Raw genomic sequence first — 19,802 nt, forward strand, 5'->3', positions numbered from 1 at the left:
GGCCGTTGCCACGGTTCTACACCGCCGGAAACCGCCTGCTCAGCTTCGCCAGGGTCAGCATTTCGCGACCCTTGTCGTCCAGGTAGGGGATACCGATCCCATACTCTGCCCACCGGGCTGCGATTCGGGCCTCCAGTTCGGGAGCAAGCCGGTCGGTCGGCGGGAACCGGCGCCCACCCCACACTTCCCGGGGCTCGATCTCCCAGCTGCGGGTGGCGTCGACGAGCACCCGGGTCCATTCGCCCGCGCCGTACTTGTTGGCGTCGTTGCGTTCCGGTGGAGTCGACGGATCCAAGGAGGACCCGAATCCTGGTCCGAAGAACGCGATATCGCCCAGACCGGCATTGACCCGGTATGACATGGCCCAGTCCAGCGCCACCGGGTCATGCAGATCGATGTCCTCCTCGACGACCACGACGTTCTTGTGGAACCACACCGCACCGCCGGTTCCCCACAACGCGGCGGCGATCTGTTGCGGATGGCCCCGGTAGCGCTTTTGGATCTGCACCAGGGTGTTCTGACCGTTGGTGACCTCTGTCATCCATAGGTCGGTGATGCCGCCGATCCCGATGTCGTCGAGCGCGTTCCAGGTGATTGCCGATCGTGCGAAGTTGAGGATGCTGTCCTCGTTCAGCATTCCGGGCCGGATGCCCTCGAGGGTTCCGCGTAGCAGCGGATCGTTGCGGTGAGTGATGCGGGTGACCCGCAAGACCGGTGCGGGTGCGGCATCGCCGATGAAGCCCGGGTACTCGGCGAACGGTCCCTCCATGGCGAAGTTCGCCGGGTCGGGATCGATATACCCTTCGACCACGATCTCCGCCGATGCCGGTACGTGCAGGGGAACCGACTCGCAGGCGACCAGATCGACCGGGCGACCGAGTAAGGCGCCCATCATGTCCCATTCGCAGATGCTCTTCGGGAACGGGCTGCCGGCGCAGAACGGCAGCACGTCATGCCAACCGTAGACGACGGCAACCGGCATCGGCTCGGGCTTGTACTCCGCCATATGGCCGCCCCAACCCTGGCTCGGCACCAGGAGTTTGGCGATCTTGTCGCGGTCGATGATCATGCCCCGGTACAGGCCGATGTTGTCGCGGCCCGTGACTTTGTCTTGGGTGACCACACCGCAGTAGGTGTCGATGTAGCGGCCACCGTCTTCGCCATGCCACTTCGGTACCGGGAGCTCATTCAGATCTATGGCGGCGCCCTCAACGATGTTCTCCTTGACTGGACCCGTCTGAACCACGCGCGGTGGAATGGGGTTCTTGAAGGCATCTCGAAGATGCGCCACGATCTGCGAATCACTGGTGCCCTCGGGCAGCCCCAACATCAGCAGGATCTGGCGCCGGCTGCCGAGCGCCGACGTCACGAGCTTGGTGCATCGGGTGTTGTTGTGTCCGATGATGTTTTCGAACAGCAACGCGGGCCCGCCCAGGGAGAGGTTGGCACGGGTGATCGCTCCGATCTCCTCGTTCCAGTCGACCGGAGCGGTGATGCGACGTAATTGGTCCGCAGCCTCCAGGGTGGCGAGCCAGCTGCGCATATCCGGACCGCTATCGCCCGGTGCAGCGATGTCGGTGCGACTGGGAAGCCCTGTGGCGGATGTCATTTCGCTCTCCTCACTATCGTCAGCCGAGCTGCCGCCTCGTCGGATTCACCGCTCGCAGCGTCGCCGTTCGCGGTCGGGTGCGGTCCGTCCTTCCAGCGGTTTATCAGCGAGTGTTCTATTCCGAGCTGATCGATGACGCGACCGACCACGTAGTCGGTCACCTCGTCGACGGAGCTGGGCCGGCTGTAATAGGCGACGGTCGGCGGGAAGATCACCGTGCCCGCACGCGCCAGGTAATGCATGTTCTCCAGGTGAATCTCGCTCAGTGGCGCTTCCCGCGCGACCAGAACCAGCTTGCGTCGCTCCTTGAGCGTGACATCGGCGGCACGGGTGATCAGGTTGTCGCTGAAGCCGATTCGGATGGCGCTCAATGTCTTCATGCTGCACGGGCACACGACCATGCCGTCGGTGCGGAAGGACCCGCTGGAAATGGCTGCCGCCAGATCCCTGGCGCTGTAGCTGTGGGTCGCCAGTGCGCGGACCTCGGCCACGGTGGCATCGGTCTCGATTTTGATCGTCGCGCGTGCCCACTCGCTGAGGATCAGGTGCGTCTCCACCCCCAACTCGCCCAGCGTTTCCAGAAGTCGGATGCCCAAGGCGGCGCCGGTTGCTCCGGTCAGAGCGACTACTAGGCGCATCGCTGTCCTCCTCCCACTCGATCGCCCGGCCCCAACGCGGCGGGGAACCACCTGGGCGAACTGCCGCCAGTCTGGTGCGGTCGCCAAGCTGTCGCGACGGCCAAATCCGCCGTGAATCCCACAGATTCAGCCACGTGTTCCGAGCCGACGTTTGTCTGAATCTGTGGGATCTGCGGCAGATCAGCCACGGCTGGTTCACCTGCTCACCACCCAGAATGGATGGCGAGTGGCGAGCGGAGAGGAACCCCGATGCCTGAGACCAGACGGCGAATGTTGATCACCGGTGCATCCCGGGGCATCGGGCGGGCAGTGGCCGACCGCCTGGCGGCCACCGGCGTCGAACCGATCGGTATCGCCCGCACGGCACCCCGCGACTTCTCGGGAGCGTTCTATTCGGTAGACCTGGCTGACCGCTCGGCCACCGCGAGCGCCCTGGAGACGATCCTCGCCGACGGCACGGTCGATGCGGTCGTGAACAACGTGGGCTTCGCGCGCTTCGGCCGGATCGGCTCGGTGGACCTCGATCACCTGTTTGAGACCTACGACCTGAATGTTCGCAGTGCCGTACAGGTGGTTCAGGCGGTGTTGCCCGGCATGCTCGACCGCGGCTGGGGCCGCATCGTCAATGTCACCAGCCTGACCACGCGGGGCACTCCGGAACGTACGCCGTATGCGGCGGCCAAGGCGGCGCTGGAAACCTGTACGCGGATATGGGCGCGGGAACTCGCCCAGACCGGAATCACGGTGAACGCGGTGGCGCCCGGCCCCACGGAGACCGAGATGTACCGCGAGCGCAGCCCGGTCGGGTCAGAGCGGGAAAGTGCACTCCTGCAGAACATTCCGATGCGTCGCGTCGGAAAGCCGGCCGAGATCGCCCATGCGATCTGCTTTTTGTTGGACGAAGACGCCGGATACATCACCGGGCAGACCATCGGAGTAGACGGCGGCGGAAGTCTCGCCGGATAAGCACCTGTCGTGAAATGAAAGGAACCAGATCAATGACCAGAGCAGTTGACACCATCGCCGGCGTTGCGATTCCCGACACTGCGCTGGTGCGGGAGACCACCGAGTACATCCGCGACGTCGAAAGCGACCTGCTGTTTCATCATTCCCGCCGGGTTTTCCTCTTTGGGGCGCTGCACGGCCGCCTACGCGGTCTGACACCCGACTTGGAACTGCTGTACGTGGGGGCGATGTTTCACGATTTGGGCTTGACCGAGCGCTATCGCGATTCGCAACTGCGCTTCGAGGTGGACAGTGCCAACGCCGCCCGCGGCTTCCTGCTGGAGCGCGGCATCGACGAGTCCGATGCTCGCAAAGTCTGGTTGGGTATCGCGTTGCACACCACCCCGGGTGTGCCCGAGTTTTTGGATCCAGAGATCGCACTGGTCACCGCCGGCGTCGAAACCGATGTGCTCGGCATCGGCCGCGCCGAGCTGCCGGCGCATCTGCGCGACGCGGTGACCGATGCGCACCCGCGGCCGGACTTCAAACGCCGGATCCTGCAGGCCTTCACCGAAGGTGTCCGGCACCGCCCGGACAGCACTTTCGGCACGGTGAACGCCGACGTGCTCGCGCACTTCGACCCGTCTTTCGTCCGCGGCGATTTCGTGGAGACCATCCTGGGCAACGGTTGGCCGGAGTAGTGCGGGCAACCGCATTACCGAGGGGCGGGCGCTAGTCCTTTTTGCTGATCAACTTGCCCAGTGCCGCCCGGTCGGATGCCAGCAGCTCGTCGATGCGTGGCTGGTTCACATCCGCGACGATGATCTCGCCGACCTCCTGATTGACGCTGCTGAAGATGCCGTGCTCCTTCATCTTCTCGGTCTGATACAGGTTGTCCTGAGTGGGCGTGACGTAGTGCACCGCCGCAGCCTTGAACCGGTGAATCAGCCACACGTGCGTCAGATCCATCAACCGCTTCTGGCGCAGCTTCTCGGAGAAGGTGTTCTGGTCGCGGACCGTCAAGATGCTACGACCGTGCCGATCCTTGATCGGGTCGACGATCACGTTGGCGAGCTTCTCTTCGCCCTCGCCGTAGATACCCAGTTCCAGCACATCGGATCCGGGACGGGTGGGGCGCAGGTGCACACGCAGCTTCTCGCCGAGCTGATAGTGCTCGGCCCACAGCGCCAGCCAATCCTCCAGCAGCTTCTTGGGCACCTCGGTCTGCACCAAATGCTGATGTTGGGTGGATCCGGCGCCCATCGCCTTGGTGGTGGCGGTGCGGCCCGACGACGCGGCCAGCGCGGCATCGCTGCGCGGCCCGCCGACCAGGGTCTGCGGTGTGCGGTAGGGCGACTCCACCAGTCGCATCTTGCGCTGCAGGCGGGCCAGCGCCAGCATGCCGTCCTGCAACAGGGTGGCCGCGAACTCCTCGGAGGCCACCCCGTCGACCTGGTGGCCGCCGTAGGTGATGAAGTTGAAGACGAAGCCCATCTTGCCGAGCTCGGCGGGGAAGGCCCGCATCTGCTCGTCCGTCATGCCGGTGGTGTCCCAGTTGAACGAGGGGGACAGGTTGTAGGCCAGCATCTGGTCGGGGTATTGGGCGTGGATCGCCTCGGCGAATTCGCGGGCGTCGGCGAGGTCGGCGGTCTTGGTCTCCATCCACAACAGGTCGGCGAAGGGGGCGGCGGCCAGCGACTTGGCGATCGCGTAGGGAATGCCGCCGCGCACCTGGAAGTAACCTTCGGGAGTCTTGGCCCGTTCGCAGTCCCAGCCGGGGTCGGCGTTGAGCTCCGCGGCCCGCTGCCGGGCGGTGTAAAGCGGTGCCCGGGCGGCGAATTCCCGCCACTGCGCCGCGCTCATCTCTTTGGGCTCGCCTTCACGCTCAGCGAACTCGAGCATCTCGGCGACGGCGTCGCCGAACGTCATCAACCCGGCGTCGTTCTGCCACGCTTCGACGAACTTCGATTCGATGTCGTCGAAGAGGCCGTCCACCGAGGTGCGCCCATCACCGCGCCACCCTTCGGCGGCCGTGGTGATCAACGCCGTGATGCCGTTACGTTCCAGCCAGGCGTCCGCGGCGGCGTACTCGCCCTCGGGCAGGGCGTAGAGCAGGTGACCGTTGATCTCGGTGATGCCGGAGTTGTAGAACTGCCGCGTCATCGCCAGGAAACAGGACTTGTAGGACGGGATCGTCAGGTTCGTGGTGCCCAGGATGAACGGCTGATCACGTTCGTCGCCCCGGCTCTCGACCAGGTTCGCCGCCTCCGCGTCGGTGCGCGCGACGATGATGCCGGGCACGCCCATCAGGTCCAACTGGAATCGGGCGGTGTTCAGCCGCTTGATCTGCTCGTCAGACGGCACCAGCACTTTGCCGCCCTGGTGGCCGCACTTCTTGGTGCCGGGACGCTGATCCTCGATGTGGTAACCCGGGACACCGGCCTCGACGAAGCGCCGGATCAGGTTGCGCACGTGCGGATCACCGCCGTGCCCGGTGTCGGCGTCGGCAATGATGAACGGCCGGTAGTCCACGGCCGGAGTGGCGGCGCGCTGCTCGTCGGTCATTTTCAGGCGCAGGTACTGCTGGTTGCGGTCGGCGGTGAGCAGGGCACGTACCAGTCCGGCCGCCTCGTCGGGAACCTGACTGAGGGGGTAGCTGGCCAGGTCTGGACCCGGGTCTTCGGTGATGGAGCCCTTCGCCGAGGTGGCCCAGCCGCCGAGGTAGATGCCCTCGATGCCGACTCGCTTCATCACCACGGCCTGGCCGGGCGAGTAGGGGCCGAAGGTGGTGATGCTCTTCTTCGCGGCGAACAGCTCACGTAACCGCGCGTAGAACGCGGTCGCTGCTTCGCGCGCCACTATGTAGTCGGAGGGGATGGTGCCGCGTTGTTCGACGACTTGTCGGGCGCTGTAGAGACGGGTGATGCCTTCGAATCGGGGGCTGTCGAAGTATTTCTGCACCGCTGCGACGTCGGCGTCGACATCGCGTTCGACCGGTGTGCTCGCCGTCGGGTTCGTTTCGATCGTCGTCATGGAAATTCGCTCCCTTTCACCCGATTGGACGCGGCGGTCCCAGCTTCGCCTTTCCTTCGTTGAGGCTTGCTGAACCACCGGTTGATGCGCGTGCTTCCTCCTCGTATTGTGCCGCCGCACGCTGAGCGATAGTTCGGTTTTGTCTACATCTTCAGCACTGCGCCGCTGATGCCGCTGAACTCGCCCGAAGGCAGCGGATCAGACGGCCGAAGTGGCTAAACTCAGGGTTCATGACGTACCGGTCGGACCGGTGGGCAGAACACTGTGAGCAGGCGCCGCGGACCGCGGTGGTCGGCCGCTGGGCGGCCCGTCGGATGAGCCGGCGCTTCGCCGGGGTGGGCGTCCGCATTCCGCCCGCTCGGCTTCGTCAGATGGCGGTCGGCGCGCCGCTGGCGTCCGCGGAATCGGTCGACTACGCGTTCGCGCTCGCTGCCACCGAGATCAAGCACGAGCTGCGACTGGCCCGGGCGCGGCGCAACCGGCGACGCCTGATGAACGCGCTCATCGTGGCCGGCCTGATGATCGCTTCACTGAATCTGCTGATCTGCATGGGCTACCTGTTCATCAGCCTGGCGCTGCGCGAACCCGCTATGTGACCCATCACCGCACCAACTCCATTGTGGTGGAGTTCCTTTGACGTCCAAGCGCTTCGCCGAACGACTCGGAGACTTAGACTGCGGGCATGACGCGGTCGCAGCGCTCGACGGCCCCTAAGGGACTGGTTCAGATCGAGGAGTGCCTGGACTCCGATGGCGGCATCGTGCTCCCTCCGGGCGACACTTTGATCTCGCTGATCGACCGCAATATCGCCAACGTGGGCGACGCGGTGGCGTTCCGCTACCTCGACTACGCCGGTCCGGTGGAGGGCCAGGAGCTGGAGCTGACCTGGACGCAACTCGGCGAGCGACTGCGCGCCATCGGTGCCCGCCTGCAAGATCGCACGGTTCCCGGCGACCGGGTGGCGATCCTGGCGCCGCAGGGACTCGATTACATCACCGGGTTCTATGCGGCCGTCAAATGCGGAACCGTCGCGGTGCCGCTGTTCGCTCCCGAACTTCCCGGGCACGCCGAGCGGCTCGACACCGCCTTGCGCGACTCCGCTCCGACGGTGGTGCTGACCACGACCGCGGTGCGCGCGGTGGTCGAGGAGTTCCTGGGCCGGTTGCCACGGTCGTTGCGGCCCGGCGTCGTGGTGATCGACGAGATCCCCAACTCGGCCGGGGAGGCTTTCCTAGACGTCGCCATCGACGTCGACGGGGTGTCACACCTGCAGTACACCTCGGGCACCACGCGGCCACCGATCGGTGTGCAGGTAACGCACCGCTCGGTGGGCACCAACCTGCTGCAGATGATCTTGTCGATCGACATGCTGGACCGAAACACGCACGGCCTCAGCTGGTTACCGCTCTATCACGACATGGGGCTGTCGATGATCGGATTTCCGGCGGTCTACGGGGGACACTCCACGCTGATCTCGCCGACGGCATTCATCCGCCGGCCGCAGCGCTGGATCCAGGCGCTGTCGGACGCTTCGCGGCGCGGCCGGGTGGTCACCGCTGCACCGAACTTCGCCTATGAGCTGACCGCGGCGCGGGGCCTGCCGGCGCCGGGCGCCGACATCGACCTGTCGAACGTCGTGATGATCATCGGATCCGAACCGGTGAACATGGCGGCGATCACCACGTTCAACGAGGCGTTCGCGCCCTACGGGTTGCCGGCCACGGCCATCAAGCCGTCCTACGGGATCGCCGAGGCCACCCTGTTCGTGGCCACCATCGCTCCCGATGCGGAGCCGAGCGTGCTGTACCTGGACCGCGATCACCTCGGTGCCGGCCGCGCGGTGCCGGTGGCCGCCGATGCCCCGGGCGCGGTGGCCCAGGTGTCGTGCGGGCAGGTGGCCCGCAGTCTGTCGGCGGTGATCGTCGACGCCGAGGCCGGTGCCGAATTGCCGGACGCCCAGATCGGCGAGATCTGGCTGCATGGCGACAACGTGACCGCCGGCTACTGGGGCCGGCCCGAGGAGACCCGGCACACATTCGGCGCCCGCCTGCGGTCTCGGCTGGACCGCGGCAGCCACGCCGGGGCGACCCCGGCCGACGGCAGGTGGCTGCGCACCGGTGACCTGGGCTTCTATTTCGACGGTGAGCTCTACGTGACCGGCCGCACGGTGGATCTGATGACTTTTGCAGGTCGCGGTCACTATCCGCAGGACATCGAGGCCACGGTGGCGGCGGCCTCCCCGATGGTTCGTGACGGTTATGCGGTCGCGTTCGCGGTGCCGGCCGAGACCGCCGACCAGTTGGTGATCGTCGCCGAGCGCGCGACCGGCACCGGCCGCAAGGATCCCGCGCCGGCGATCGCGGCCATCCGCGCGGAGGTGCAGCGCGTGCATGGGGTGAGCGCCGCCGATGTTCGTTTCGTCCCTGCCGGGGCCATCCCACGCACCACCAGCGGCAAGCTTGGCCGCACCGCGTGCCGCGAACAGTATGTGGCGGGCACGCTCGGTGTGCACTGAAACCGCAGTGTGGGGACCGGCGTCTTGGTTGGGTGCCGGCGGCTCGGCCACCCAGTACGACTTTCGGCCTACGGTGATCCCACGGTCACCGGCAGCGGGTTAGTAGCCGAATCGGTTTCGACGGGCGCGGGCCGGGTCGGCGCCGACCGCGCCCGCCGGATGTTTTGCGGCCACCAGAACCATGGGCCCAGCAGCGCCGCGATCGAGGGCGTCAAGAACGAGCGCACGATCAGGGTGTCGAACAGCAGGCCGAGCCCGATCGTACTGCCGGCCTGACCGATCGAGTACAGGTCGCTGGCCGCCATCGACATCATCGTGAAGGCGAACACCAGGCCCGCGGCGGTGACCACCGAGCCGGTGCCGCCGATCGAGCGAATGATCCCGGTCTTGATCCCCGCGCCGATCTCCTCCTGGAACCGGGAGACCAGCAACAAGTTGTAGTCCGAGCCGACCGCCAGCAGGATGATCACCCCGAACACCGGGGCGATCCAGTTCAACGGGAGTCCCAGGATGTGCTGCCAGACCACCACGGTCAGGCCGAATGCCGCGCTCAGCGACAGCAGCACCGTCCCGACGATCACCGCGGAGGCCACCAGTGCCCGGGTGATCAGCAGCATCACGATGAAGATCAGCGTCACCGCCGCCGCGCCGACGATCAGGATGTCGTAGGTCGAGCCGACCTGGATGTCCTTGTACACCGCCGCGGTTCCGGTGAGGTAGAACTTGGCGCCGGTCAGCGGCGTGCCCTTCACCGCGTCGTGCGCGGCGGCCAGCATCGGTTCGACGAAGGCGATGCCCTTCGGCGTGGCCGGGTCGGCGTCGTAGGTGACGATGAACCGCGCCGCCTTACCGTCGGGGGACAGGAACAGCTTGAGGCCCTTCTGGAAATCGGCATTGTCGAAGGCCTCCGGCGGCAGATAGAAGTAGTCGTCGGACTTGGAGGCGTCGAAGGCCCGGCCCATCTCGGTGGCCGTGTCGGTCATCCGCGACATCTGGTTCACCAGGCCGGCGAAGCTCGAATGCATGGTGAGCAGGCTGCCCTGCATGGATTTCGCCACCGCGATCATCGGCTCGAACTGCCCGACCATCTGCGGCATCACCGTGTTCACCTCGGCCATGTCGGCCAGCAGCGGCCGCATGTCCTCGCTGAACTTGTCCATGCCGTCGTAGGCGTCGAAGACCGAGCGGATCGCGTCGCACGCGGGAATGTTCAGGCAGTGCTGCTCCCAATAGAAGTAGTTGCGGATCGGACGCACGACATCGTCGAAATCTGCGATGTGGTCCCGGATCTCGTCGACCGTCGCGGTCACCGTCGCCATGTCGACGCTCATCTTGTCGGTGGCGCTGCTCATCTGGTTGACCAGGTCGCGCAGCCGCACCATGGAGTCGACGGTGGCGCCCAGGTCGTCGCTCATCCTGAGCATGTCGGACAGCCGGTCGTTCATGAACTGCAGGTTCTCCTGGATCGGGACGGCCTGCATGCTGATCTGGAACGGTATCGAGGTGTGGTCGATCGGGCTGCCAAGTGGCCGCGTGATGCTTTGCACGCGTTCCACTCCGCGGGTCGCAAAGATGTTCTTGGCGATCCGGTCCAAGATGATCATGTCAGCAGGATTGCGCAGGTCGTGGTCGCTTTCGACCATCAGGACATCGGGGTTCATCCGGGCGGCGCTGAAGTGCCGTTCGGCGGCGTCGTAGCCGACATTCGCGGGCAGGCTCGCGGGGATGTAGTAGCGGTCGTTGAAGCTGATCTTCATGCCGGGGACCGCCAGCATGCCGGCCAGGGTGACCAACAGCGCCGCCACGAAAACCGCACCGGGCCAACGAACATTGGCGGTTCCGATCCGTCGCCAGCCGCGGCCCTCGGCCCGCCTGGGCTCGAGCAGGCCATGTCGGGTGGCGATCGCGACGATGGCCGGGGCCACGGTGAGCGCACCGGCGATGACCACCAGCAGGCCCAGCGCCGAGGGGACGCCCAGGGCTTTGAAGTAGGACAGCCGGGCGAAATGCAGACACAGTGACGCGCCGGCGATCGTCAGTCCCGAGCCCAAGATGACATGCCAGGTACCGCGAAACATCGTGTACCAGGCGGTCTCGGGGTCTTCGCCGGCATTGCGGGCTTCGTGGTAGCGCCCGATCAGGAAGATCGCATAATCGGTGCCGGCCGCGATCGCCAGCGACGACAGCATCGCAACCACGAACGTCGAAAAGCCTAGTAGGCCATGGTGTCCGAGCAACGCGACCAGGCCGCGTGCGCTGCCCATTTCGAAGCCCACCATCACCAGTGCGAGTGCCACGGTGGCGGCGGAACGGTAGACGATGGCCAGCATGACGATGATGACCACACCGGTCACGGCCATCATCTTGAGCATGCTCTTGTCGGCTGCTTCGGTCATATCAGTGGTCAGTGCCGCTTGTCCCGTGACGTAGGCCTTGACCCCGGCCGGTGCGGGCACCGAGGCGACGATCGCGCGGACCGCGGCCACCGATTGGTTGCCCAACGTGCTGCCCTGATCGCCCGCGGTGTTGATCTGCGCGTAGGCGGCTTTGCCGTCGGTGCTTTGCACGCCCGCGGCGGTGATCGGGTCGCCCCACAGGTCCGCGATGTGCTGGACATGCTCGTGATCGGCGGCCAGTTTGGCGATCACGGTGTCGTAGTAGTGGTGCGCCTCGGGGCCCAGCTCGGTCTCGCCCTCGAGCACCAGCATGACCATGGCGTCGGCGTCGAATTCGTCGAACGTGGCGCCGATGTGCTTGGCGGCGATCATCGACGGCGCGTCCTGCGGCGACATGGTCACCGCGTTCTCGCGGGCCACCGACTCGATCGGCGGAACCAGCACGTTGAGCCCCACGGTCAACAGCAGCCAGAAGATCACCAACGGCCAGGCCAGCCGGCGAACCGCCCGCATATACCCCGGGCGAAGGGTGCCGTGGCCGCTCATGCGCCTTTGACCAGACAGAACACCTGGGCGTGATGCCCGGTGGCCACCTGCTCGTCTTTGACGGCGCCGTTGACCGTGATCCGGCAGCCGATCGCCTCGCCGTCGCCTTGAGCGACCAGGTTGCCGATGACCGACGGACTCGTGGTGGTGATGGTGTGGCTCCAGGGCAGGCCGCTGAACGTCGCCTGCGCGGGCTGGACTTCCCGGTCCAGGTAACTCACCGAACCCGCGACGGTGCCGGCGCCGAAAACCTCATAACGGACTTGCTTTTCGTTGATCGAGTTGATCACCTGCGAGCCGCTGCCGTCCCAGCGGAAGATCTCGTCGGCGCCGAAGACGCTGCGCAGGTTCACGACCGCAAGCGCTCCGACGATCGCCGCCGACGCGACCACGGCCGGCACCCAGGCTCGGCTGACAAACGCGCGCATGCCCATCACCTCTCGATTCCCTGCACTGGCAACTCTTCGTGAATACTATACCCCGTAGGGTATATGAATATTCCTGAAGTACCCGAGGGGGTATGGGGAAGGTGGTCAGTTCACGGCGTGCCGCGCCTGCGCGGCGACGGCTTCGCCGAGCCACCGACGCAGGAAACGGCGCAGCTCGTCGGGGGATCGATCTGGGTCGTTGGGCGCCACGACGAACGAGAGCATGATCCGCAGGGTGAACTCCACGAGTTCGCGCAGCGCGGCTTGGTCGTAGCCGTACTGCTTCCAGTCGACGTCGAACCGCTCGATCATTCGCATCCCGAAGACGCGGGCCTCCTCGGAGGCCATCTCCCGGTTGTGTGCCGAAGACGACGACAACATGGCGCCCAGGTGCGGGGAGCGGGCCACCGCATCCAGGGTGTAGACGGCGCCTTCGGTCAGCGCGTCGGCGGGGTCGCCGATGCCGTGCACGTGGTCGGTGAGCCGGTCGAGGAAGTCATCGACGGAGGCGATGGCCACCGCGCGCATCAGTGCATCGGCGGTGGGGAAGTAGCGATACACCGTCTGGCGGATCACCCCGAGTGAGGCGGCGACGTCGGCCAGCGACACCGCCGAACCGGTCTTGGCGACCAGCTCAACGGCCGCGGCGATGATCCGTCGTCCGGCTTCCTCGTCGGTGTGCGGCGGGTTGCCGCCCCAGCCGCGGCGGCGTGCCATCAGTGACCTGCTTGACAAGCTTGGAGCATCGAACAATCATACGCGAAGACGTCCAGTTGTATGTTTTGAGTTGAGGTGGCGATGACCGACCTGATCGTGCGCAAACTGCGGTTCGCGTTCGCCGAGTACCCCGTCCCGTTCTTGTGGAACGAAGCGAACCCGGCGTTCTCGTCGATGGCCAACGCTGTCTCGCTGCTGGCGATCGGCTTCGAGAAGATGATCGGCGGCATGATCGCCGAGGCGATGCCACTGATCACCGACCCCGTTGTCGCCGAAGAGGCCGACGCGTTCGTGCGCCAGGAGGGTCAGCACTCGATGGCCCACCGCGGCCATGCCAAGGCGCTGGTCAGGGCCTACCCGGGACTCAAGGAAACCGTCGACGAATGCAACGCCATGTTCGACAAGATGGCCGCCGAGAAATCACTGGACTACCGGCTGGCCTACACCGCCGACCTCGAGGCCACCTTCACGCCGGTCTTCAAGCTGATGCTCGACCACGACAACACCCTCTTCGCTCCGGGCGACGACCGGGTGGCGTCACTGTTCTTGTGGCACTTCGTGGAGGAGGTCGAGCACCGCAGCTCCGCGCTGATCATCTACGACCACGTCATCAACGACCCCTGGTACCGGATGCGGATGGCGCCGTCGATCTTCAAACACGTGATGAGTGTGATCAAGGTGGCGTGCGAGGGCTTCAATCGCCACGTTCCCTTGGAAGACCGCAAGGTTGACGCGCTGTCACTGTTCAGCACCTACCGCGCCAAGCAGGCCTGGCGGCGGCGGGTTCCGTTCGGCTGGCCCGCGAAGGAGGGCCCGGTCGCCGATGCCTTCAAACATCTGCCGAAGCGCGAAATGGTCACCGCCGTAACCGGTATCATCCGCAGCCAGCTGCCCAATCACAAACCGGCTCACGAAAAGATCCCGGTCCTGGCCAACGAGTGGTTCGCCCGTTATGACGACGGCTACGACGTGACCAAGTGGTACACCGCTGAGGAGAAGAGCGCCTGATGCCCGACTTGTGTACCCCGACATTCGAGCGCCTCGCCGAGTCGCTGGGCTTCTCCTGCGGTGAGGCCGGCGGATTGCTGGAATTCCGCAACCCCTTGCAGCTGGAGAATTGGACGCTGCCGGTTCTGGAGATCACCGTGATCACCGGGGCCGTGCTGGCGCTGATCTACGCAATCATCCGGTACCGCCGCGGCGATGCCACCAACTTGGCGCTGTGGTTCGGGGCGATCGCCTACCTGCTGATCATCGAACCGCCGCTGTATTTCCCGGGCGCGTTCGGCATCGCCGATCATGTCGACACGATGTTCGCGCACAACCTGTTCACCGTCGAGTTCATGTGGGGCCGGCTCCCGCTGTACATCGTCGCGATCTATCCGATGATGGCCACCATCTCTTTCGAGATCGTCCGGATCCTGGGCGTGTTCCGCCGCTACGGAACGATCGTCGGGGCCATCTGCGTGGGCTTCGTCCACCACGCGTTCTACGAGATCTTCGACCACCTCGGCCCGCAGCTGCGCTGGTGGGAATGGTCGGTGGACAACCCGCTGAACCAACCCATGTTCACCTCGGTGCCGATGGGCAGCGTCGTGGTGTTCGCGGCGCTCTGGCCGGCCTCGCTGGCCTTCTGTGTCCAACTGCTGGTCGGTCGCCAGGTCGATCACGGCCGGAGATTCGCCTGCCTGCAGGTGTTGTGGCGAACGATCGTCATCGGCGTCCTGGCCTCGCTCGGTACCGGCATCCTGCCGCTGCCGGCGACCCTGCTTGGTGCCGCTACCGGCGGCAGGCTGATCGGGATCGCTTACGCCGTAGAGCTTCTCGTCATCGCCGCGGTGGCCATTCCGGTGTTGATCATTCAGTGGCGGCGCTTGCGGCTGAATTCTTCTGCCGCCGGCCGCTACGACAACCCGCTGATGGTCCGCTACGCCGCGGCGTATCTGTCCGTCATGACGGTGCTGTGGTTGACGGCCCTGCCGGCCTACCTGGATGCCTCGGGCGGGGTGACCGCTAACGGCGACCCGGTGGGATGCCTGTGGTACGTGGTGCTGTGTTTCGTGGTGGCCTCCTTGAGCGTGGTGGCCGCAGCGACCGTCCCGCCGGTCCTGGAGCCGCACCAGGAGCCCGAGCCGGTGGTCGCCGGGCGCTGAGCTCGGCGACTGCGGCCCGCCGTGGACGCTGATTGACGCGCTTGGCAGACTGTTGCCATGGCGCAGATCACGTTAAAGGGAAACCAGATCAACACCGTAGGCGAGTTGCCGGCCGTCGGTTCGGCAGCACCGGCGTTCAGCTTGACCGGAACCGACCTTAGCGTGGTGGACAGCGGGCAGTTCGCCGGCAAGCCGGTCCTGCTGAACATCTTCCCGTCGGTCGACACCCCGGTCTGTGCGACCAGCGTGCGGACCTTCAACGAGCGGGCGGCCGCCGGTGGGGCCGTACTGTGCGTCTCCAACGACCTGCCGTTCGCCCTGAAGCGGTTCTGCGGTGCCGAGGGCATCGAGAACGTCACCAGTGCCTCGGGCTTCCGGGATAGCTTCGGTGCCGACTACGGGATCACCATCGCCGATGGCCCACTGGCCGGCCTGCTGGGCCGGGCGATCGTGGTGATCGGCGCAGACGGCAACGTCGCCTACACCGAACTGGTGCCGGAGATCGGCCAGGAGCCGAACTACGACGCGGCGCTGGCCGCGCTGACCGGGGCCTGAGCCCCGCCCGGCGGTTCAGCGAGCCTCGACGGAGAAGAGGCGAAGCTGGGACCGCCGCATGGACCCAGCCGCTCGGGAGGTCAGCGGCCCCGCCACTGCGGCGGCCGCTGCTCCCGCCAGGCCTGTAGTCCCTCGGCCACGTCGTCGGTCGCTGCGGCGACCTTGCGCATCGTTTCGCCGAACCGCACGGCGTCGATCCAGCTCATGTCGGTGCTGCGCCACGCCACTTCCTTGGTGGCTCGCTGGGCCAGGGGAGCGGCCTTGGTGAGGGTGCGTGCCCAAGCTCGGGCCGTCCCCTGCACAGCGCCGGGCTCGACGAGTTTCCACACCAGGCCGATGTCCTTGGCGTGTTGCGCGCTCATCGGCTCCCCGGTCAACAGCAGCTCCATCGCGTTGGCCCAGCCCACCCGCTGCGGCAGCCGGATCGCCCCGACGATGGTCGGCACGCCGAGGGTCACCTCCGGGAACCGGAAGACCGCATCGGTGCCGGCGATGATGAAGTCGCAGAACAACAGTCCGGTGAGGCCGTATCCCACGCACGGGCCGTGCACGGCGGCGATGGTCGGCTTGAAGAGTTCCATACCGGATTCGAACGAGTTGATCGTGGGCTTCTCCCAGAACGTGCCGGGAAAGGTGCCGACCGCGCCCGCCGAGTCCTTGAGATCGGCGCCGGCGCAGAACACGTCGCCTTCGGCGGTGAGAATCCCGACCCAGGCGTCCTCGTCGGCGCGAAACCGGTCCCAGGCGGCGTTGAGATCGGTGCGCATCGCCCCATTGATGGCATTGCGGGCCTCGGGCCGGTTCAGGGTGATGGTCGCGATGTGATCGTGGCACTCATAGGTGACCAGGGGCGTGGCGCGCATTTCTGCACCGTACCGTCGGAGGGGTGCGATGGATTGTCGACGCGATGAACGTGATCGGTGCGCGTCCGGACGGCTGGTGGAAAGACCGCCACGCCGCCATGGCCCGTCTGACCCGACAGCTGGAATCTTGGGCGCCGGCGCAAGACGGGCAGGTCACGGTGGTCTTCGAAAAGCCGCCGTCGCCGCCCATCGAATCGGACGTCATCACGATCGCAGCGGCGCCGCGACCCGGGGTCAACTCCGCCGACGATGAGATCGTGCGGCTGGTCCGGGCCGACGACCGAACGCAGGACATCACCGTGGCGACCTCCGATCTCGCCCTGGTGGAGCGAGTCACTTCGGCGGGCGCGGCCACCTTCCCGGCGGCACGTTTCCGCAGGCTCATCGAGGAGCGGTGATGCACCGCACCGGAGAAGCCGTGGCCAGCACCGGAATCCTGGTCGCCGCGATCCGGGCCAAAGAATCCGCGCGCGATGACGCGCTGTTCGCCGATCCGTTTGCGGACAAGCTGGCACCCGGCTCGGTGCTGTTGTACGACGTGGTCGGCAAGTCGCTGCAGGAAGCGCCGTCGATGGCGCCGTTGCTGCAGTCCATGGCGCAGCAGGGCTCACCGTGGCTGTTCGGCACCGACGCTCCCGGAGAGCTCGCCGAACGACACGGTTGGTCGGCGGTGGTGACCGATGTGGCCGAGCCCGGCAATATGTGGAACCGCTGGTTTCCGTCGGTCACCGCAGGGGCTGGGCCGGACGCGCCGCGCGGCTACTTCGTGGAAGCGCAGCGCTAGCCGGCCGCGCTGGCCCCCGCGCGGCGTCCGGCGAACACACAGTCCGCGATGGACAACCCGCTGACGTAGGACTGCGAGGCAATGCCGATCGCGGTGCGGCCGGCGCTGTAGAGCCCCGGGATCGGATTGCCCACGGCATCGACCACCTCGCCGGTGTCCTCTGAGACCCGGACGCCACCGAGGGTGAGCATCGGGGTGGGGCGTAAGACGTTGGTCCGCACCGAGATATCCATCAGAGTGAACGGCCCCTGATCGATGCGCCGGCAAAAATCGGCGGGTTTGCCGGCCGGGTCTTCGGAGCCGGAGTCGATCGCCTCGTTGTGCGCCGTGACGGTGGCCTGCAGGCCCTCGGCGTCGATGCCGGCGGCGCGAGCCACCTCGGCCAGCGTGGCGCCCCGCACCGCCGCACCGAAGATCAGCGCGGCGCCCTGCGCCCGCTGGAACCACAGCGTCTGGGTCAACAGTTGGCGGCGGGCCTCCGACATCAGGCGGGCGTCGGCCAGGATCCAGCCCTGACCGCCGTGGTTCTTCACCATCGCCTGTCCGACCGCGGCGCCGTAGCGGGACTCGTCGATCACCCGCCGGCCGTCGGCGTCGACGATGATCGCGGAGATGAAGGCGCTCGGGGGTGTGATGAATTTCCACACCGAGACGTTGTCCATCCGGTCGGTCACCGCGCCGACGCTCTGGGCCAGCGCGATACCGCTGCCGTCATCGCCGCTGGTGCCCAGGGGCAGGCCGCCGTCGAACTCCGGCGCGTAGCGTTTGCGCCACTCGGTGTTCGCGATGAAACCGCCGGCGCAGAGGATCACCCCGCGGCGCGCGATGATCTCGACGGTCTGGCCGTAGCGCTGTTGCAGCTTGGCCAGTCGCCGGTCCATCGCCGCGCGCAGCGGCGGGTAGTAGACACCCGGTTTCGACGAGAGCGCCGCCAGGCGGGCGTAGCGGCGCTGGATCCGGCGGGGCGCCTGACCCATGGTGGTGGCTCGCACGCCGGTCACCCGGCCGGACGGATCTTGCAGCAGTTCGGTGACTTCTGTGTGCGGGCGGAAGTCCACACCGAGCTTGCGGGCCGCCTCGGCCAGTGGCGCATAGATCTTCTTGCCGGACGTGCCTTTTCCGTAGGCGCGGTGACCGCGCTGCACCGGCGGGGTGTGGGCGCGGAAGGCCCCGGCGTTCTCACTGCCCGAGTGGTACAGGTAGTAGCGGTTGTTCGGAAAGGACGTCTTGTAGGGGCACAGCCCGGAGTTGAACGGCACCCCGCGAGCTTGCAGCCAGTCGATCATCTCCGGGCTGCCGTCGACGAAGCGCTTCAGCGTCTCCGGACGGACCGCGTCGCCGACCTCCAGACGCAGATAGTCCAGCATCTGTTCGGCGGTGTCGTGCACCCCGGCGTCCTTCTGGACCGACGTGCCGCCGCCGGCGTAGATGATCCCGCCGGAGATCGCGGTGGCACCGCCGCCGTTGGCACGGTCGACGGCGATGACTTCGGCGCCCAGTTCGCGGGCAGTGATCGCGGCCGAGGTACCGGCCGCGCCGTACCCGACGATGACGACGTCGGTCGTCACGCTGGTGCTGGTCATGCGCTCTCCCTTGATGACGTGAGCTGAACGGTCCTCAATCTAACAGTCGCTAGTCCGCCGCTTACTCAGGTGACCAGCAGTGATCGGTCGGCCCACGTGCCAAAGCGAAACGTGTTCTAGGTGACCTGGGACGCTCCGATCGGCCGCCCTGCGCGGTTCGCGGCGGCTCACGGGAGAAGATGAACGGCATGGCTGTTCGGTTGCGGCGCCTGGCCGCCTCGCTGGTTGTCACGTTCGGCTGTGCGATGACGGCGGCGCTACCTGCCGGCGCGGCACCGGGGGCCGATCCGGCGGCGTTGGCCGCCGACCTGGTCGCGGCCGATCAGGCGTTGCGGAATACGTCGTCGCCCGAGCAGGTGCTGGCGGCCGCGGCCCGCCGCCAACAGGTCGCCTACCGCACCCTCGGCGCGCACCCGGAGTGGGATGCGATCGCCCGGCCGCAGATCCCGGCGGCGCTGCTCGACGTCTACGACCGCAACATCGATGCCCGCCGGCAACTCATGGCGCTCACCGACCCGAAGCCCACCATGCCGCCCTGGCGGGTGGTCCCGCCGGTCCCGGCGAACGAATTGCTGGCCAGCTACCGGGCGGCCGAGGCCGCATCCGGGGTGCCGTGGAACTACCTGGCGGCGATCAACTTCGTCGAGACCGGCTTCGGCCGCATCAACGGGGTCAGCGATGACGCCGCCCAGGGACCGATGCAGTTCCTGCCGTCGACGTTCGCGGCCTACGGCAACGGGGGAGACATCCACTCTCCGCGCGATGCCATCATGGCGGCCGGTCGTCTGTTGGCCGCCAACGGTTTTGCCACCAATCGGGACAAGGCGATCTGGAATTACAACCATTCCGACCACTACGTGCGGGCGGTCAACGACTACGCCGCGGTCATCGGCGGTGATCCGGCCGGGTTCGCCAGCTACTACCGCTGGGATACCTACTACCGGACCACCGCCGGCGATCTGCTGCTGCCGATCGGCTATGTCTCGACGTCGCGGATTCCGGTGGCGGAGTATCTGGCTGCGCACCCGCAGTGATCG

The 19,802-nt window shown here is 66.5% G+C and carries 18 protein-coding genes; 10 read left to right on the plus strand and 8 right to left on the minus strand.

The genetic code is table 11. The annotated features are described in order from the left end of the window. Window positions 1–16: 16 nt before the first annotated feature. Window positions 17–1,609: a UbiD family decarboxylase gene (locus tag EJK91_RS13130; RefSeq protein WP_046300423.1), complete on the minus strand. Its 1,593-nt coding sequence runs from the start codon at window positions 1,607–1,609 to the stop codon at window positions 17–19. Next, window positions 1,606–2,247 carry a UbiX family flavin prenyltransferase gene (locus EJK91_RS13135; RefSeq protein WP_125079147.1) on the minus strand — a complete coding sequence of 214 codons (642 nt, stop codon included), beginning with the start codon at window positions 2,245–2,247 and terminating at the stop codon, window positions 1,606–1,608. Before EJK91_RS13135 ends, EJK91_RS13130 begins: the two co-directional genes overlap by 4 nt. A gap of 249 nt (window positions 2,248–2,496) precedes the next feature. Between EJK91_RS13135 and EJK91_RS13140 the strand changes: the two genes are divergently transcribed. After that, window positions 2,497–3,213 (plus strand): SDR family oxidoreductase, encoded by a 717-nt coding sequence (locus EJK91_RS13140; protein ID WP_036457404.1) that lies wholly within the window; start codon window positions 2,497–2,499, stop codon window positions 3,211–3,213. A gap of 32 nt (window positions 3,214–3,245) precedes the next feature. After that, window positions 3,246–3,893 (plus strand): HD domain-containing protein, encoded by a 648-nt coding sequence (locus tag EJK91_RS13145; RefSeq protein ID WP_024441321.1) that lies wholly within the window; start codon window positions 3,246–3,248, stop codon window positions 3,891–3,893. 31 nt (window positions 3,894–3,924) lie between these two features. On the opposite strand, the gene aceA is transcribed toward EJK91_RS13145, so the two are convergent. Then, on the minus strand, window positions 3,925–6,225 hold the full coding sequence (aceA, locus tag EJK91_RS13150; RefSeq protein ID WP_125079148.1) for an isocitrate lyase ICL2: 2,301 nt from the start codon (window positions 6,223–6,225) through the stop codon (window positions 3,925–3,927). A 230-nt stretch (window positions 6,226–6,455) separates the two neighbouring features. On the opposite strand from aceA, the gene EJK91_RS13155 reads away from it, so the two are divergent. Next, complete coding sequence (locus tag EJK91_RS13155; protein ID WP_241178695.1) at window positions 6,456–6,821, plus strand: hypothetical protein; 366 nt, start codon at window positions 6,456–6,458, stop codon at window positions 6,819–6,821. 86 nt (window positions 6,822–6,907) lie between these two features. Then, on the plus strand, window positions 6,908–8,740 hold the full coding sequence (locus tag EJK91_RS13160) for a fatty acyl-AMP ligase (protein WP_125079149.1): 1,833 nt from the start codon (window positions 6,908–6,910) through the stop codon (window positions 8,738–8,740). Window positions 8,741–8,808: 68 nt separating this feature from the next. On the opposite strand, the gene EJK91_RS13165 is transcribed toward EJK91_RS13160, so the two are convergent. The 3 genes from EJK91_RS13165 to EJK91_RS13175 form a co-directional block, all read right to left on the minus strand. Beyond that, on the minus strand, window positions 8,809–11,682 hold the full coding sequence (locus EJK91_RS13165; RefSeq protein ID WP_125079150.1) for an MMPL/RND family transporter: 2,874 nt from the start codon (window positions 11,680–11,682) through the stop codon (window positions 8,809–8,811). Next, window positions 11,679–12,110 (minus strand): MmpS family transport accessory protein, encoded by a 432-nt coding sequence (locus EJK91_RS13170; protein WP_024441316.1) that lies wholly within the window; start codon window positions 12,108–12,110, stop codon window positions 11,679–11,681. Before EJK91_RS13170 ends, EJK91_RS13165 begins: the two co-directional genes overlap by 4 nt. A gap of 105 nt (window positions 12,111–12,215) precedes the next feature. Then, window positions 12,216–12,827 carry a TetR/AcrR family transcriptional regulator gene (locus EJK91_RS13175; protein ID WP_125079151.1) on the minus strand — a complete coding sequence of 204 codons (612 nt, stop codon included), beginning with the start codon at window positions 12,825–12,827 and terminating at the stop codon, window positions 12,216–12,218. 81 nt (window positions 12,828–12,908) lie between these two features. Between EJK91_RS13175 and EJK91_RS13180 the strand changes: the two genes are divergently transcribed. From EJK91_RS13180 to tpx, 3 genes are read left to right on the plus strand one after another with little or no spacing between them, the layout of a single operon-like run. After that, window positions 12,909–13,835, plus strand: coding sequence for a metal-dependent hydrolase (locus EJK91_RS13180; protein ID WP_024441314.1), 927 nt, complete (start codon window positions 12,909–12,911; stop codon window positions 13,833–13,835). Then, window positions 13,835–14,980: a hypothetical protein gene (locus tag EJK91_RS13185; protein WP_125079152.1), complete on the plus strand. Its 1,146-nt coding sequence runs from the start codon at window positions 13,835–13,837 to the stop codon at window positions 14,978–14,980. Before EJK91_RS13180 ends, EJK91_RS13185 begins: the two co-directional genes overlap by 1 nt. 57 nt (window positions 14,981–15,037) lie before the next feature. Beyond that, on the plus strand, window positions 15,038–15,535 hold the full coding sequence (gene tpx / locus EJK91_RS13190; RefSeq protein ID WP_024441312.1) for a thiol peroxidase: 498 nt from the start codon (window positions 15,038–15,040) through the stop codon (window positions 15,533–15,535). Between the two features lie 80 nt (window positions 15,536–15,615). Here the strand turns inward: tpx and EJK91_RS13195 are convergent, their stop codons facing one another. After that, window positions 15,616–16,398 (minus strand): enoyl-CoA hydratase/isomerase family protein, encoded by a 783-nt coding sequence (locus EJK91_RS13195; RefSeq protein ID WP_125079153.1) that lies wholly within the window; start codon window positions 16,396–16,398, stop codon window positions 15,616–15,618. Window positions 16,399–16,421: 23 nt separating this feature from the next. Here EJK91_RS13195 and EJK91_RS13200 point away from each other — a divergent pair, with 23 nt between their 5' ends. Beyond that, entirely contained in the window at window positions 16,422–16,796 is a 375-nt protein-coding gene (locus EJK91_RS13200; RefSeq protein ID WP_125079154.1) for an NYN domain-containing protein, read from the plus strand. After that, window positions 16,796–17,182 (plus strand): hypothetical protein, encoded by a 387-nt coding sequence (locus EJK91_RS13205; RefSeq protein ID WP_125079155.1) that lies wholly within the window; start codon window positions 16,796–16,798, stop codon window positions 17,180–17,182. The genes EJK91_RS13200 and EJK91_RS13205 overlap by 1 nt, the downstream gene beginning before the upstream one ends. Here the strand turns inward: EJK91_RS13205 and EJK91_RS13210 are convergent. Continuing rightward, complete coding sequence (locus EJK91_RS13210; RefSeq protein WP_125079156.1) at window positions 17,179–18,765, minus strand: FAD-binding protein; 1,587 nt, start codon at window positions 18,763–18,765, stop codon at window positions 17,179–17,181. The genes EJK91_RS13205 and EJK91_RS13210 overlap by 4 nt on opposite strands. Window positions 18,766–19,010: 245 nt before the next feature. On the opposite strand from EJK91_RS13210, the gene EJK91_RS13215 reads away from it, so the two are divergent. Then, window positions 19,011–19,799: a transglycosylase SLT domain-containing protein gene (locus tag EJK91_RS13215; RefSeq protein WP_444850819.1), complete on the plus strand. Its 789-nt coding sequence runs from the start codon at window positions 19,011–19,013 to the stop codon at window positions 19,797–19,799. Window positions 19,800–19,802: the final 3 nt, after the last annotated feature.

It is taken from the genome of Mycobacterium sp. P7213, from assembly GCF_900604305.1.
Taxonomy (GTDB): domain Bacteria; phylum Actinomycetota; class Actinomycetes; order Mycobacteriales; family Mycobacteriaceae; genus Mycobacterium.

Bases quoted from the DNA above. Each gene is read 5' to 3' on its own strand.
- EJK91_RS13130 (WP_046300423.1), bottom strand. From the start codon at position 1,609: ATGACATCCGCCACAGGGCTTCCCAGTCGCACCGACATCGCTGCACCG.
- EJK91_RS13135 (WP_125079147.1), bottom strand. From the start codon at position 2,247: ATGCGCCTAGTAGTCGCTCTGACCGGAGCAACCGGCGCCGCCTTGGGC.
- EJK91_RS13140 (WP_036457404.1), top strand. From the start codon at position 2,497: ATGCCTGAGACCAGACGGCGAATGTTGATCACCGGTGCATCCCGGGGC.
- EJK91_RS13145 (WP_024441321.1), top strand. From the start codon at position 3,246: ATGACCAGAGCAGTTGACACCATCGCCGGCGTTGCGATTCCCGACACT.
- aceA (WP_125079148.1), bottom strand. From the start codon at position 6,225: ATGACGACGATCGAAACGAACCCGACGGCGAGCACACCGGTCGAACGC.
- EJK91_RS13155 (WP_241178695.1), top strand. From the start codon at position 6,456: ATGACGTACCGGTCGGACCGGTGGGCAGAACACTGTGAGCAGGCGCCG.
- EJK91_RS13160 (WP_125079149.1), top strand. From the start codon at position 6,908: ATGACGCGGTCGCAGCGCTCGACGGCCCCTAAGGGACTGGTTCAGATC.
- EJK91_RS13165 (WP_125079150.1), bottom strand. From the start codon at position 11,682: ATGAGCGGCCACGGCACCCTTCGCCCGGGGTATATGCGGGCGGTTCGC.
- EJK91_RS13170 (WP_024441316.1), bottom strand. From the start codon at position 12,110: ATGCGCGCGTTTGTCAGCCGAGCCTGGGTGCCGGCCGTGGTCGCGTCG.
- EJK91_RS13175 (WP_125079151.1), bottom strand. From the start codon at position 12,827: ATGGCACGCCGCCGCGGCTGGGGCGGCAACCCGCCGCACACCGACGAG.
- EJK91_RS13180 (WP_024441314.1), top strand. From the start codon at position 12,909: ATGACCGACCTGATCGTGCGCAAACTGCGGTTCGCGTTCGCCGAGTAC.
- EJK91_RS13185 (WP_125079152.1), top strand. From the start codon at position 13,835: ATGCCCGACTTGTGTACCCCGACATTCGAGCGCCTCGCCGAGTCGCTG.
- tpx (WP_024441312.1), top strand. From the start codon at position 15,038: ATGGCGCAGATCACGTTAAAGGGAAACCAGATCAACACCGTAGGCGAG.
- EJK91_RS13195 (WP_125079153.1), bottom strand. From the start codon at position 16,398: ATGCGCGCCACGCCCCTGGTCACCTATGAGTGCCACGATCACATCGCG.
- EJK91_RS13205 (WP_125079155.1), top strand. From the start codon at position 16,796: ATGCACCGCACCGGAGAAGCCGTGGCCAGCACCGGAATCCTGGTCGCC.
- EJK91_RS13210 (WP_125079156.1), bottom strand. From the start codon at position 18,765: ATGACCAGCACCAGCGTGACGACCGACGTCGTCATCGTCGGGTACGGC.
- EJK91_RS13215 (WP_444850819.1), top strand. From the start codon at position 19,011: ATGACGGCGGCGCTACCTGCCGGCGCGGCACCGGGGGCCGATCCGGCG.